Source organism: Xanthomonas bromi, from assembly GCF_900092025.1.
GTDB classification, from domain to species: domain Bacteria; phylum Pseudomonadota; class Gammaproteobacteria; order Xanthomonadales; family Xanthomonadaceae; genus Xanthomonas; species Xanthomonas bromi.
In genome coordinates this window covers 1-12,316 of the sequence record NZ_FLTX01000086.1, presented here as the reverse complement: position 1 = coordinate 12,316, position 12,316 = coordinate 1, and the positions used below count along the sequence as shown (strand labels likewise).

At 60.8% G+C, this 12,316-nt stretch carries 9 protein-coding genes and 5 pseudogenes; 6 read left to right on the top strand and 8 right to left on the bottom strand.

Translation table 11 applies throughout. The features are described 5' to 3' along the window. Together XBLMG947_RS23870 and XBLMG947_RS20055 are read left to right on the top strand one after the other, a co-directional pair. The coding region (locus XBLMG947_RS23870) for an RHS repeat domain-containing protein (protein ID WP_245228273.1) at nucleotides 1–745 on the top strand (745 nt) is incomplete at its 5' end. Nucleotides 746–756: 11 nt separating this feature from the next. Further along, nucleotides 757–1,002, top strand: coding sequence for a hypothetical protein (locus XBLMG947_RS20055; RefSeq protein ID WP_139074456.1), 246 nt, complete (start codon nucleotides 757–759; stop codon nucleotides 1,000–1,002). A gap of 193 nt (nucleotides 1,003–1,195) precedes the next feature. Here the strand turns inward: XBLMG947_RS20055 and XBLMG947_RS20050 are convergent. Continuing rightward, nucleotides 1,196–2,156: pseudogene (locus XBLMG947_RS20050) on the bottom strand (IS1595 family transposase). Nucleotides 2,157–2,409: 253 nt separating this feature from the next. Here XBLMG947_RS20050 and XBLMG947_RS22140 point away from each other — a divergent pair. Next, a pseudogene (locus XBLMG947_RS22140) lies at nucleotides 2,410–2,648 on the top strand (transposase); the annotation flags it as partial. Continuing rightward, nucleotides 2,641–2,823: pseudogene (locus XBLMG947_RS20040) on the top strand (SymE family type I addiction module toxin); the annotation flags it as partial. The pseudogenes XBLMG947_RS22140 and XBLMG947_RS20040, both read left to right, overlap by 8 nt. 98 nt (nucleotides 2,824–2,921) lie before the next feature. On the opposite strand, the gene XBLMG947_RS20035 reads toward XBLMG947_RS20040, so the two are convergent. The 4 genes and pseudogenes from XBLMG947_RS20035 to rimK form a co-directional block, all read right to left on the bottom strand. After that, nucleotides 2,922–4,256, bottom strand: a complete 1,335-nt coding sequence (locus XBLMG947_RS20035) for a sensor histidine kinase (RefSeq protein WP_065470298.1) — start codon at nucleotides 4,254–4,256, stop codon at nucleotides 2,922–2,924. Then, nucleotides 4,249–4,926 carry a response regulator transcription factor gene (locus XBLMG947_RS20030; RefSeq protein ID WP_003490678.1) on the bottom strand — a complete coding sequence of 226 codons (678 nt, stop codon included), beginning with the start codon at nucleotides 4,924–4,926 and terminating at the stop codon, nucleotides 4,249–4,251. The genes XBLMG947_RS20035 and XBLMG947_RS20030 overlap by 8 nt, the downstream gene beginning before the upstream one ends. Before the next feature lie 7 nt (nucleotides 4,927–4,933). Beyond that, nucleotides 4,934–5,245: pseudogene (locus tag XBLMG947_RS20025) on the bottom strand (hypothetical protein); the annotation flags it as partial. Between the two features lie 268 nt (nucleotides 5,246–5,513). After that, nucleotides 5,514–6,401 (bottom strand): 30S ribosomal protein S6--L-glutamate ligase, encoded by an 888-nt coding sequence (gene rimK, locus XBLMG947_RS20020; RefSeq protein ID WP_065470302.1) that lies wholly within the window; start codon nucleotides 6,399–6,401, stop codon nucleotides 5,514–5,516. A gap of 500 nt (nucleotides 6,402–6,901) precedes the next feature. Between rimK and glgX the strand changes: the two genes are divergently transcribed. After that, a complete protein-coding gene (gene glgX / locus XBLMG947_RS20015) occupies nucleotides 6,902–9,034 on the top strand; it encodes a glycogen debranching protein GlgX (protein WP_065470297.1) in 2,133 nt (710 codons plus the stop codon). Between the two features lie 611 nt (nucleotides 9,035–9,645). On the opposite strand, the gene XBLMG947_RS20010 is transcribed toward glgX, so the two are convergent. The 3 genes and pseudogenes from XBLMG947_RS20010 to XBLMG947_RS20000 all read right to left on the bottom strand — a co-directional run bounded on the left by XBLMG947_RS20010 (nucleotide 9,646) and on the right by XBLMG947_RS20000 (nucleotide 11,308). Continuing rightward, the gene (locus tag XBLMG947_RS20010; protein ID WP_065470296.1) at nucleotides 9,646–10,035 is read right to left on the bottom strand and encodes an H-NS histone family protein; all 390 of its coding nucleotides are present in this window, start codon (nucleotides 10,033–10,035) and stop codon (nucleotides 9,646–9,648) included. An 88-nt stretch (nucleotides 10,036–10,123) separates the two neighbouring features. Then, nucleotides 10,124–10,516 carry a hypothetical protein gene (locus XBLMG947_RS20005; protein ID WP_065470295.1) on the bottom strand — a complete coding sequence of 131 codons (393 nt, stop codon included), beginning with the start codon at nucleotides 10,514–10,516 and terminating at the stop codon, nucleotides 10,124–10,126. A gap of 109 nt (nucleotides 10,517–10,625) precedes the next feature. Beyond that, a pseudogene (locus tag XBLMG947_RS20000) lies at nucleotides 10,626–11,308 on the bottom strand (thermonuclease family protein). A 687-nt stretch (nucleotides 11,309–11,995) separates the two neighbouring features. On the opposite strand from XBLMG947_RS20000, the gene XBLMG947_RS22135 reads away from it, so the two are divergent. Beyond that, nucleotides 11,996–12,199, top strand: a complete 204-nt coding sequence (locus XBLMG947_RS22135) for a site-specific integrase (RefSeq protein ID WP_065470294.1) — start codon at nucleotides 11,996–11,998, stop codon at nucleotides 12,197–12,199. The last annotated feature ends 117 nt before the right edge of the window (nucleotides 12,200–12,316 follow it).

Below are 12,316 nucleotides of genomic sequence, written 5' to 3'. Positions count from 1 at the left end.
ATGGACGTGGAGCTTGAAGGGCGAGGCCTTTGGCAACACCGCGCCGAACCAGGACCCTGATGGGGATGGCGCGGCGCTGGTGCTGGATATGCGGTTCCCGGGGCAGCGGTTTGATGCGGCGAGTGGGTTGAATCAGAACTACTTCCGGGACTATGAAGCGGCTACTGGGCGGTATGGGCAGAGTGATCCGATTGGATTCGAAGGTGGAATTAGCGCTTATGGTTATGCATTAGGCAATCCGCTCTCGCTTATTGACCCTCTAGGATTGGCACCTAATCCGGCATGCGCTGCTGGCTGGATCGCAGCATGCTCTGTTATCGGCGGTGGAGTAGGATACTGGGGCGGTGGTGTTTTAGGGGGTGTGGCTGGCTCCGAAGTTCCAATAGCAGGAAATGCAGCTGGATTTGTGGCAGGATCACAACTAGGTGGAATGGGAGGAGCTTCAGCAGGAGGAATACTAGGTGAATTAACAGCTGGCATAGCTTGCTCAGATGAAAAGCCATGCCCTCCCTGCAAAACCATTTCAGGCATGATTGTTCCTGTTGGAACAATCGGCTATCGACCGCTTGATGTCATACCAAACAATGTGATGCAGCACGGCATTTATGGATCACACCACAACATTTTCGTCGCCAATCAATATCCGCACCCAAAATGTGACTGCTTTTGGGCAAAGCAGAAGTATATAGTTAAGCCAAATCAATTGCAGCCGGGGTGGGTACCTGTAGAGCCCTTCGCAAACTAATGGACGAACACATGAGATACACAGGGACTTTCCAAAAAATAATTGTGGGAGACTCGGTCGTTGTTGAAGGAGGTGTCTCAGGCCTCGTGGTTTGCGACTTCGATACATGGGCTTGCCTTCCAGGCTACGAGGATTGGCTGACGAAGGATCAAATGGCAGATGACAGCCACATGGAAAGTGGTGTCCTTATAAAAACATCTGATCTGGGAATGCTCTATTACTGCGAGGAAGATGAATCAATACTCTTCGTTGAATAACGGCCACAGGCTCTGAGGTTGAAATTTACCCAGCTTCAGCTCTTTCCAATCAGCGATTTGCATCGGATTGAGTTGGCAAAAGTGTGCGCACGGCGCGATTTTCGCGGTTAACAAACCAAGAGGATCGCAGGCCATGTGCGCGAGCCAAGCATTGCAAACATGCCTGAATTCTGTACCTGATTAGCTCTATCCCTCAGCCATGAAAGTTGCTTGCCATACGCAAAACGCTCTGGACAAGGTTTACAGCGCATCAGCGCCGTCGCCAGCCGCGGCAGCATCTGTTTCAGATCGAATCGACGGTTGAAGCGATAGGCCGCTTCGGCCAGGTAGCGCCGCGCATACTTGGCTTGACCCACCGCATGGTAGGTGCCGCTGATGGCACGTTTGACATTGGCCAACACCACATTCAACCAACGTGCTCCCTGGGCTTCGGTTGCGGCACGACCGCCTCCGGTGTCCAGGGTGGTATGCGCATGCCCAGCCTCCTCCAGACGGCGAAAGCACGCCAGGCCGTCGCTATAGACCTCGCATCCCGGCTCCAGACGCCGCGCGATCCAGTCCTTCAGCGAGGTGTTGTCAAAGGCCTTCACCGGCTCGATCAGCGCAAAGACCGGATGCTCGTGGTTGTGGTCCACTTGCACCGCGATCACGAACGGCTGCTTGTTCTCCGAGCCCCGTCCGCGCTTGCCGCCGTTGCGTTCACCGCCCAGGTAAGCGTCGTCGATCTGCACAAACCCCTTGAGTTTTCGCTGTTCTTCGCGCTCGGTCATCGCCTGCATGATCTTGTGCTTCATGCGCCAAGCCGCCTTGTAGGTCACTCCAAGATGCCGCTTCAACTCCAGTGCTGCCAAGTTGGTCTTGCTGGAGGTCAACAGGTAAATCGCCTGCATCCACAGGCGCAAAGGCAGCTTGCTCGATTGCAGCAGCGTGCCGGCACGCAAGGTGGTTTGATGGCGGCACGCCCGGCACTGGTCGTACACCTGCCCATCGCGTCGAAAGCGAGCGCGCGCGCGGCCGTCGCACTGCGGACAGCGAAATCCCTTCGGCCAGCGCCACCGATACAACGCCCGGTAACACTTGGCTTCGGTTCCGTAGCGATCCACGAACTCGGTCAGCGACAATCCCGGCTGAAACTGCACGATGTTGATCCCCATGTCCCACCTCCGCTGCCTTCAGGTGGACCCATTGTCCAACCGCAGCGTCGCAATCCTGCAACTGGAGGCTGAGGGATGGGGCTAATCAGGATTCTGTATTGTCGCCGATGCATGCACCACGCCGACAGACGCTCCCCAATGTCAGGATGTCCTAGGCGGGACATCGGGTCTGTAAATTGAACTGTGTAACTGCCCTTTGAGCGACACTGCGGCGACGTCCGCGAGGAGTAGCGACATGGAGTTATCGAAAGCGATGCTGGACGAACTGACAGCCGGCTACAAGACCCCGCAGGAACTGAGACGCTGTACTCGCAGATGCTCCAGCACATGACCAACCGTGCGCTGGAGGGCGAAATGCAGGCGCACCTGGGGCATGAGCGGCACGGCAAGACCAGCGGCAATCCGCGCAACGGCAAGAGCCGCAAGCGGGTGCAGAGCGCGATGGGCGATCTGCAGATCGAGACGCCCCGCGACCGCGATGGCACGTTCGCGCTGCACGGTGGGCTATGCGTTCTACGATGCAGAACCCGGTCGGCCACACAGCCAGCGGATTCCCAGCGTGCGCCTACGCGGGCTGTGGCTGGAACAGTTGGGGTTTGCGGTTGGCTGCAAGCTGCAGATCACTGCGCGGGCGGGCGAGTTGGTGGTGACGGTGGTCGAGCGGTGAGAGGTGTTTTGGGTGCGGCTGTTGTCTGGAGGCGCTGCCGGGGGAATGATTGGTAAGGCCGTCGCGCCCGGATGCGCTCCTACGCAAGCGGTAGTTGGTTATCGATGAAACGCCAACGTCGCGATGACGCCGCGCTCCTGCCCTGGCCGCACACTCACCCGCCACCCATACAAATCACAGAGCCGGCTAACGATCGACAGGCCGATGCCGCCGCCTTGCGAGTGGCCGGCGTGGGTGCCGCGGTAGCCGCGCTGGAACAGTTTGGCCGCGTCTTCTTCGCTCAAGCCGGGGCCGGAGTCGATGACTTCCACGCAGTCGCCACGCACACGCACGCGCACCTGGCCGTCCTGGGTGTACTTGACGGCATTGCCGATCAGGTTGCCCAACGCCACCGACAAGGCGGATTCGGGCGCGTCGATGACCAGGTCGCGCTCGCCTTCCAGCAGCAGCTCCAGCGGCTTTCCGCCGAGTTGTGCGCGATGCGAGTCGATCAGTTGCTCGGCCACCTTGGCGACGTTGCTGCTGCCCTGCCCGCGCTCGTTGCGCGAGAGCAGCAGCAACGAGCCGATCAGGTCGCTGCATTGCTGCTCGGCGCGCTGGATGCGCTGCAGCCGCTGCAACACCTTTTCGTCCAGATTGGGTTTGGTGAGCAGCAGTTCGGTCGCGCCGCGGATCACTGCCAATGGGGTGCGCAGTTCATGGCTGACGTCGGCGTTGAACTCGCGGTCGCGCTGCACCACTTCGGTAAGACGCGCCGAGTAATCGTCGAGCGCTTCGGCGAGCTGCCCGACTTCGTCGTCCGGGAAATGCGCGGCCAGCGGCTTGGGTTCGCTCGTGCCGCCACGATACGCACGCAAGCGCGCAGCCAGGTCCGACACCGGGCGCATGACCTTGGATGCGGACCACCAGCCGATCAACAGCGAGAAGCCGCTGAACACCAACACCGATAGCATCAAGGTGCGCTTGAGCTGGATCTCGCCCTTGAGCGTCTGGGTCATGTCGTACGCCAGGAAAAACCAAACGCTCGGCGTTTTACGTACAGCTAATTTATACGAGTAGGGATTGCCGCTCTCGTCCACACCCGAAACTGTCCGGATGCCATCCTGAAACTGATACCAATCCGGCTGCTCGCGGCGCAGCGCTTCGAACTTGTCGCTTTTGACCACGCGCCCACGCATCTGCTGCACAGGCAGATCGGGATTGCGCAGCGGGTCGGAATAATAGCGCTGCGCGAAGGCATCGATGTTGCGGTTCATCACGTCTTCGACCAACTGGTTTTCCACGCGCGAGCGCGCCCAGTTGGTGGCGAAGGCGAACAAGGTCGTCAGGCAAAACCCCAACAACACGAACGACAAGATGATGCGGCTACGCAGGCGCCGCCGATAGCGGCCGCGCGTGCGCGCCGGCCGCGCGTCGCTCGTGCTTTCAGGCATCGGGGGAGGCGATGCGGTAGCCGATACCGTGGCGGGTCTGGATCATCGGCACATCGAAGGGCTTGTCGACCACTGCGCGCAGGCCGTGGATATGCACGCGCAACGAATCCGAATCGGGCAATTCTTCGCCCCACACGCGGGTTTCCAGTTCCTGGCGCGTGACCACCGCCGGCGAGGCTTCCATCAGCGCCTGAAGGATCTTCAATGCAGTCGGATTGAGCTGCAGCAGCTTGCCGCGACGACGCACTTCCAGCGTATCCAGGTTGTATTCCAGATCGCCGGTTTCCAGCACGCGGGTGTGCACGCCCTTGCCGCGACGCGACAACGCGTTGAGCCGCACTTCCACTTCCTGCAGCGCGAACGGCTTGATCAGGTAGTCGTCGGCACCCGAGTCGAAGCCGGCCAGCTTGTTGTCCAGCGAGTCGCGTGCGGTGAGCATCAGCACCGGGGTCTGCTTGCGCGCTTCGTTGCGCAGCTTGCGGCAGACTTCGATACCGTCCATACCGGGCAGGTTGAGATCGAGCACGATGGCGTCGAACTCGTGCACCACGGCAAGGTGCAGACCGGTCACACCATCGGCGGCGAAATCCACCGTGTGGCCTCGGTCTTCGAGGTAGTCGCCAAGATTTGCGGCGATATCGCTGTTGTCTTCAATCACTAGAATTCGCACTGGAACCTCATTCGTTAAGCTGTTTTTGGCGCTGCCGCCGAGAGTGTCGTCTTGAACCGCAGTCGCCTGACGGCGCCGCTGGGCGGCCGTCGGACCCTGCTTGGTACTCATATCTGCGAACCGAGCGCGCGCGCCGACACATCAGCCGGCTATCTTCGCGTGCCTTGGTCAAAATTCGGGTGACGCGCTCCTGATCGTTGCGGACGGATGCCAGCTGATCTGGCGGTAATGTCTGGCTAGCTGGTTGCGTCTCGACGACTGCTTCGATCCGATCAAGTGCCGCGCCCACCTTAACGGCCTCATCCTGACTCGTCGCGGAGTTCCGCTTACCAGCACCGTGGCGAACAACAAACCCGCAACGCTTCACCGCTTTGCCCTGCGACGCCTCCTTGTGCCAGCTCATTTAACATTTGCGAATGTAGACGCGAACTTCAGCAGCGGCAAGCCATCCATAAAAAGGCCCAAGTGCGACATCGCACTTGGGCCAAAAGTTCATCCCGATCACCGTCACTGCCGAGAGCGGAGCTACGATCGGAAGAGGCTAGCGGGATAGTAATTAGATTTACGTTAATTTTCCGATAAGAATATTATCCGTCCGATCGGCGGATGGCCTGCTCCAGATGCTGGACGATCGCCGCGGCCACATCCACGCCACACACGCCTTCCACCCCTTCCAGGCCGGGGGTTGAGTTGACCTCCAGCACCAACGGGCCGCGTTTGGACCGGATCAGGTCCACCCCTGCCACCGCCAAGCCCAGTGCACGTGCCGAGCGCACCGCGACCTCCCGCTCCTGCTCGGTCGCCTCGGCCACGGCGGCAGTGCCGCCCAGGTGCAGATTGGAACGGAAATCGCCCTCGGTCGCCTGACGGCGCATCGCCGCAACCACCGTGTCGCCGACCACGAAGCAGCGCAGGTCCGCGCCCTCGGCCTCACCGATGAACTCCTGCACGATGAAATTGGCGTACAACCCGCGCAGCGCCTCAACCACACCGCGCGAGGCGCTGGCCTTCTCGGTCAGGATCACCCCGGCGCCTTGCGCCCCTTCGTTCAACTTCACCACATGCGGCGGTGGGCCAAGCATGGAGAGCAGATCCTGGGTGTCGTCGGGATTGTCTCCGAACACAGTGATCGGCATATCGATACCCTGCGCGGCCAGCAACTGATGCGCGCGCAATTTGTCGCGCGCGCGCAGGATGGCGTCCGAAGGGTTGGGGGTGTAGGTGCCCATGAATTCGAGCTGGCGCAGCACGGCGGTGCCGTAGCGCGTGACCGAGGCACCGATGCGCGGAATCACCGCGTCGAAGCCGGTGATCGGTTTGCCCTTGTAGTGCAGGCTGAAGCCATCGGCAGCGATGCGCATGTAGCAGCGCAGCGGGTCGAGGATGCGCACGGTATGGCCACGCTTGCGTCCGGCTTCGACAAGCCGCCGGGTCGAATACAGCTTGCTGTTGCGGGACAGGATGGCGATTTTCATCGCGGCAGGCACACGGCGCGGCTTGGACATGGGCAGAGTCTGATGACGAAGTGACCCAAGTCCGCACAATGCAGGCCGGTTGCGCGCGTGCGGCAGGACCGCGTTGCACGCTGTATCGGCCCCACCGCGACGGTCCCGAGAATGGAAGACGACGGTACCGCGACATGCCGGACAACGCTGACGCTGCACGGCCTTAGCCGGCTCGATGCTAGCAGTGCGCCGCCGCCGCGCTCAAGCAACCTATGCGTCTGGTTCGCAAAACGCGACGCGCGCACCTGATCATGAACACAGCCAATGGAGCGCCCTTGACACAGTGCTCGTGCGTGCCGCAACACGGCGCGCTTGCGCACCCCGGCACGCCATCGCCACAGCGCACCAAGTGACCACTCCGTCAGCGGCCCTCACGCCGTCCCCCTGATGCCGTAACGCGTTTTGCACACGTGAAAACGCAATGCTTGCGGCTCCTCAATGCCGGCATGCCGGCGCACCCGAGACTCTCCATGCGACGTCCAGCAAGCGCGGCTTATGCCAATCCTTCCCGTATCCGTCAGGGCCGACCGTTTCCCCGCGGCGCCGTCTTCGATGGCAAGGGCACCAATTTCGCGCTGTTTTCTGCACATGCCACCCGCGTGGAGCTGTGTCTGTTCGACGAACAAGGCAACGAAACCCGCGTCGATCTTCCCGAATACACCAACGAAATCTGGCACGGGTATCTGGCCGATGCCAAGCCAGGCCAGCGCTATGGCTATCGCGTGCACGGCCCCTATGCGCCGACCGAAGGCCACCGGTTCAATCACAACAAGCTGCTGCTGGACCCGTATGCCCGCGAACTGGAAGGCGAGCTGATCTGGTCCGACGAACTCTACGGTTACACCGTGGGCCACCCCGAGGGCGACCTGAGCTTCGACGAGCGCGACAGCGCGCCCTTCATGCCCAAGTGCGTGGTGGTCGAAGACACCTACGACTGGGGCGACGACACGCGCCCGCTCAAGCCGTGGAACGAAACGGTCATCTATGAGACCCACGTGCGCGGTTACACCAAGCGCAACCCGCAGGTGCCCGAGGCCGTGCGCGGTACCTTTGCTGGCCTGGCGCAACCGCAGGTGCTGCAATACATCAAGGACCTTGGTATTACCGCAGTGGAACTGCTGCCAGTGCACGCCTATCTGGACGATCAGCATCTGCTCGACAAGGGGCTGCGCAACTACTGGGGCTACAACACCATTGGTTTTTTTGCGTTGAAGTCGCGCTACCTCGCCAGCGGTCATCGCGATGAATTCCGCGACATGGTCAAGGCCATGCACAAGCAGGGTCTGGAAGTGATTCTGGACGTGGTCTACAACCACACTGCAGAAGGCAGCGAGTTGGGGCCGACACTGTCGTTCAAGGGCATCGACAACGCCAGCTATTACCGGTTGGCCGACGACAAGCGCTATTACATCAACGATACCGGCACCGGAAATACGCTGAACCTGAGCAACTCGCGGGTGATCCAGTTCGTCAACGATTCGCTGCGCTACTGGGCTGGCGAAATGCATGTGGATGGCTTCCGCTTCGATCTGGCTACCATTCTTGGGCGCGAGCCGAGCGGCTTCGATCAACGTGGCGGCTTCCTGGACGCCTGCAATCAGGACCCGTTGCTGTCGGAGGTCAAGCTGATTGCCGAGCCATGGGACTGCGGCCCGGGTGGTTATCAGGTCGGCCATTTCCCGCCCGGCTGGCTGGAGTGGAACGACAAGTTCCGCGACAACGCACGCGAATTCTGGAAAGGCGAAGACGGCAAACTGGCGGAATTTGCGACACGTTTTACCGGCTCGGCCGATCTATTCGATCGTCGCGGCCGTCGCCCGTGGGCGTCTGTGAACTTCATTACTGCGCACGATGGCTTCACCCTGCACGATCTGGTCAGCTACAACGAAAAGCACAACATCGATAACGGCGAAGACAACCGCGATGGTTCGTCCAACGATGGTTCCTGCAACTACGGTGAAGAAGGCGACACCGACAACGCCGAAGTGCTGCAGATCCGCGAGCGGCAGATGAAGAACCTGCTTGCCACGCTGCTGCTCTCGCAAGGTACGCCGATGATGCTCAGCGGCGACGAGCGTGCGCAAACGCAGGGCGGTAACAACAACACCTATTGCCAAGACAATGAAATCACCTGGCTGGACTGGGAAAACGATCCGACCGACGGCCGCCTGACCGAGTTCGTCAAGGCGCTGACCCGGCTACGCAAGCGCTACCCGATCTTGTCGCGCGGCCGCTTTCTCAATGGTCAGTACAACGAAGAAGCCGGCGTGCGCGATCTCACCTGGCTCAACCCGGGCGGCATCGAAATGGACGATGCGCACTGGACCGATGCCAGCGCGCGCTCGGTTGGTCTGGTGCTCGAAGGCAAGGCGCAGAATTCCGGCGTCAAGGAACTGGCCAACGACGAAACCTTGCTCATCGTCATCAACGCTTATCACGAAGGTGTGACCTTTACCCTGCCTTCTCCCGATGAGCCTATTAACTGGAAGCTGGTGCTGTCGACCGATGAAGCGCTGGAGGTGGACATGATGCCTGCCGGTGCCAGCGAATTCCTGGCCCCACCGCGTAGCGTGTCTGTATTCGAGTGCAAAAGCGATCAATAAGGCTCTTCACGCAACGCGCAAACGATGAGCGACGCTTGCTGCCTGCCGGTATCCGGTGGGAAGCAAGCGTCTTCATTTCGGTCGTTGGAATCATGGAACTGTCTTGCATGCGCTACGCCACGGTGCCTGTGGCAACACCCGAGCGAAGGCGTGGCGCTGCTTTTAGTTTGAACCAAGTGATTGCTTGCTGCCCGGATGCGGTGCTGAAAGTTGGGGACATCCACGCCCGGAAAATTTTACCGAGAAAGATGACGGATGCCCTCCGCATAATCGCTGGAAAAGTCAGCTTTGCTTGAAGTTCCGCATTAAATACGATGCTTAAAGACAAGCAGCTTGCAACACTCGATAGTGCGTTACACAGCCAAAACCCGGCAGCTGCCCGAGGCAGCCTGCAGCCAAAGATTTAAAGCCTGCAACCGCACACAACATCGATCGACGATAGAGCGTCAAAAATCCAGGTGAACGCACAGACCATGGACACTTGGTCGAGCGCTTCTTTGCGCAATCAGAGCGCCACCATGGCCCAGCGCCTCAAACAGTCACCCATCCACCGAAGGCGCAAGGCAACCACTTGCCACTTGCGACGGCTTCGAGACAACTGGTCGAACAACTCAACCCGGGTAGAGCGGAAAGCGCTTGTCCGGATGATTGGCTTTCCATTCCTTGTAAGAGCTGGTGCCTTCCCAGGCCTTGAAGGCACGCGGCGTACGGCCACGCCCGGACCAGGTCTCGCCGGAATGCGGAATCCAGTACTTGGCGACCACTTCGCCGGTGGAAGACAGCGGCCCTTTGGTCTTGCCGGTCATCGCCAGCGAGGCGATCTGGGATTTCTGCTTGGCATTGAAACGGTTGCCAAACTGGGTGAGCACCTCGATCACCTGGTCGAAGGCTTCCAGCGTCTGGGCGTATTTCAGCTGCGCTTCTTCCTGCTCGAGCTTGCGCAGCTCTTCCAGCAGTTGGGCCCGGGCGGCGGCGGGTGAAGTGGGCGGATCCTGGCGCATTGGAAACGTAAGGTATGGGCGAGCCAGCGAGTATTGCCGCTACGTCGCCCAGCGTAAAGCGCCAGTGTCCGTGCGGGTCTGCTGGCGCTCAGCGATGGCGCAGCAGGGCTTGCTCCCGGGCCATGGTCAGGACCGGACCGATCCGCCCTGCGCGGATCAGTTCGCTGCAGTGCTTGCCGACAAACTCGACCCGCGGCGCGCGAAACCACTGCACCATCCGCTCCAGCTCGCCTGCATTGATGGACCAAGCGTGGTAGACCGCCTCGCCCAGCTCCTCCACCCCAATCAGCCCGAGTTCGCGGATCTGCCCGGAATCGAGCGCGAACATGTCCAGCACCTTGCCCGCATTTTCCGGCGTGACGTGGCCGATAGTCACCTGCTCGGCGAGCCCGGCGCGGTAGCCGATCGACGCCGCGCGCGCAGACTCGGCACGCCGCATGCCCTTGATCAGCGCGCCGACGAGTTGTGAATGCGTGGTCATGTCAGCACTATGCGGTGACGCGAGAGCCGGCTCAATCGGGATCTCCCTGACTCTACGCAAGAAAATTCAGAAGCATGGGTGCCGGCAGGCCACGGCACACCGCACGCCCTCACCGTTGTGCCGGCCTCCATCCAGCAGCGGTTGCTTCATTCACCGAACAAAAGAAGCGCTCGCCCTTCTGTGGCGAGACGCGCGTCTTTGCGTAATCGCGCTGGCCCGGCACATGGAAGATCTTGTTGCCGTTACCGGAAATATTGCCCTTGATCCTGCAATGGCTCGGTGCGGCCGGCACAGCCTGGCGTAGCGTCGCTGCCCGCGCCTTCTTGTCGCGGCGATAGTCTGCCGGCATCTGAAACGCGCCTTGCCAGATAGTACGCCGGTACTGCTGCGCGATACGCTCGTCTGCACTGAACGCGATGGCGTATTGACGATAAGCGACCGCCCAGCCGGAACGCACCTCCATGCATTGACGGACTGCCCTCGCGCGAAGCATTCGGCAACCGTGCGGCCATAGCGATCGGTATCTTTTGGCTGGCAGCGAACCGTGTTGTCCCGCAGATAGCCGTCCAACGCCGCTGCAGCGCGACGGCCGCACAGCCAGACGCTGCCACCGTGTGCGGCACCCTGTTGCGCGCGCTCCGGTGCATCGATTCCCCACAGGCGGATGCGCTGTTGCGCAACAGTGATGGTGTCACCACCCGTCACCGTCGCACGGCCGATCAGTTCTGCAGCACTTACAGGTAAAGCGGCAACCACCAGCACCGACAAAACCCAACGTTTCAGCAACCTCAACCGCCACTTCCTTTCTAGATCGGCAGACCGCGCTCCGCGTGTCTTGCCTTGTTGCCATTGCAGCTGGCCGGCCTGGTCAAGCGTTCCATCGAACCTGACATCTGCTCCAGCAACCAATGCCAGCGCAGGGGCCGGCACTGTAGGCCAATCCACCCACGGTGCCTCTCCTTATCCCCTCGCTCTTTGTGCATGTTTCAGGCGTCTTCCATACGCGTAATGAAGCAGGCAGTGCATCGGATGGCATGCATGCAGATGCGCGCGCCCTGCAGTTGCGGATGGCGGTTGACGATTGGCTGGAAAATGTTCGGCCGGAGCAATGATCGGGCTGCTGCCGGATGCGGATGTCTTCCGCATGCAACGTCACTTGGTCGCTGAGCACGGATGCGGACTGTGCAGTGCGACACGCTGCCTGCAACGAATGCGCAATGAACGATGCCGATGCGCTGCGCCTGGCGACACGCGCACTCGCGGAACGCTCGATCGGCTATCGCCGGCTGCATGGGACCAAGATGAGCTACCCAGAGAGGTAGTGATGCGGCAGGCCGAGAAGGGAGCCAAGCTGACGATTGCCCTCATTGGTGAGCTAGCAGCGCTACTGGATGGGATTGCAGCACGCAAGCGAGGGCTGGCCCTGCACAGCACGCGACTTATCGTAGATGCGGACGGGCTGCCATCGGCCGGGCTGTATTGCGCCAGCGGTCGACCACGCGCAAGGCCGCCGGCGTGGACAAGGGCGACTTCCAGTTCCGGGGTCTTCGCGCCAAGGCTGGCACGGACAAGGCCGATTCGGCCGGCGATATCCGCCAGGCCCAGTTGGGGCATGCCTCGGTAACGACCACGGAGATATACGTGCGTAAGCGGAAGGGCGCAAAGGCCACGCCGACGCGATAGTTTGAATACCCGATAACCCCGAATTCTTCGTGTTTCGACAGCGTTTCGTAGCTGTGACCACGGGCCCTCATTGACCTGCCATCCTTTCGGCTCGTCCAAGAGGATCCATAAATGAAA

What these genes read in the sequence shown, in the direction of transcription:
- XBLMG947_RS20055 (WP_139074456.1), top strand. Translation starts at nt 757, where the DNA reads ATGAGATACACAGGGACTTTCCAAAAAATAATTGTGGGAGACTCGGTC.
- XBLMG947_RS20035 (WP_065470298.1), bottom strand. Translation starts at nt 4,256, where the DNA reads ATGCCTGAAAGCACGAGCGACGCGCGGCCGGCGCGCACGCGCGGCCGC.
- rimK (WP_065470302.1), bottom strand. Translation starts at nt 6,401, where the DNA reads ATGAAAATCGCCATCCTGTCCCGCAACAGCAAGCTGTATTCGACCCGG.
- glgX (WP_065470297.1), top strand. Translation starts at nt 6,902, where the DNA reads ATGCGACGTCCAGCAAGCGCGGCTTATGCCAATCCTTCCCGTATCCGT.
- XBLMG947_RS20010 (WP_065470296.1), bottom strand. Translation starts at nt 10,035, where the DNA reads ATGCGCCAGGATCCGCCCACTTCACCCGCCGCCGCCCGGGCCCAACTG.
- XBLMG947_RS20005 (WP_065470295.1), bottom strand. Translation starts at nt 10,516, where the DNA reads ATGACCACGCATTCACAACTCGTCGGCGCGCTGATCAAGGGCATGCGG.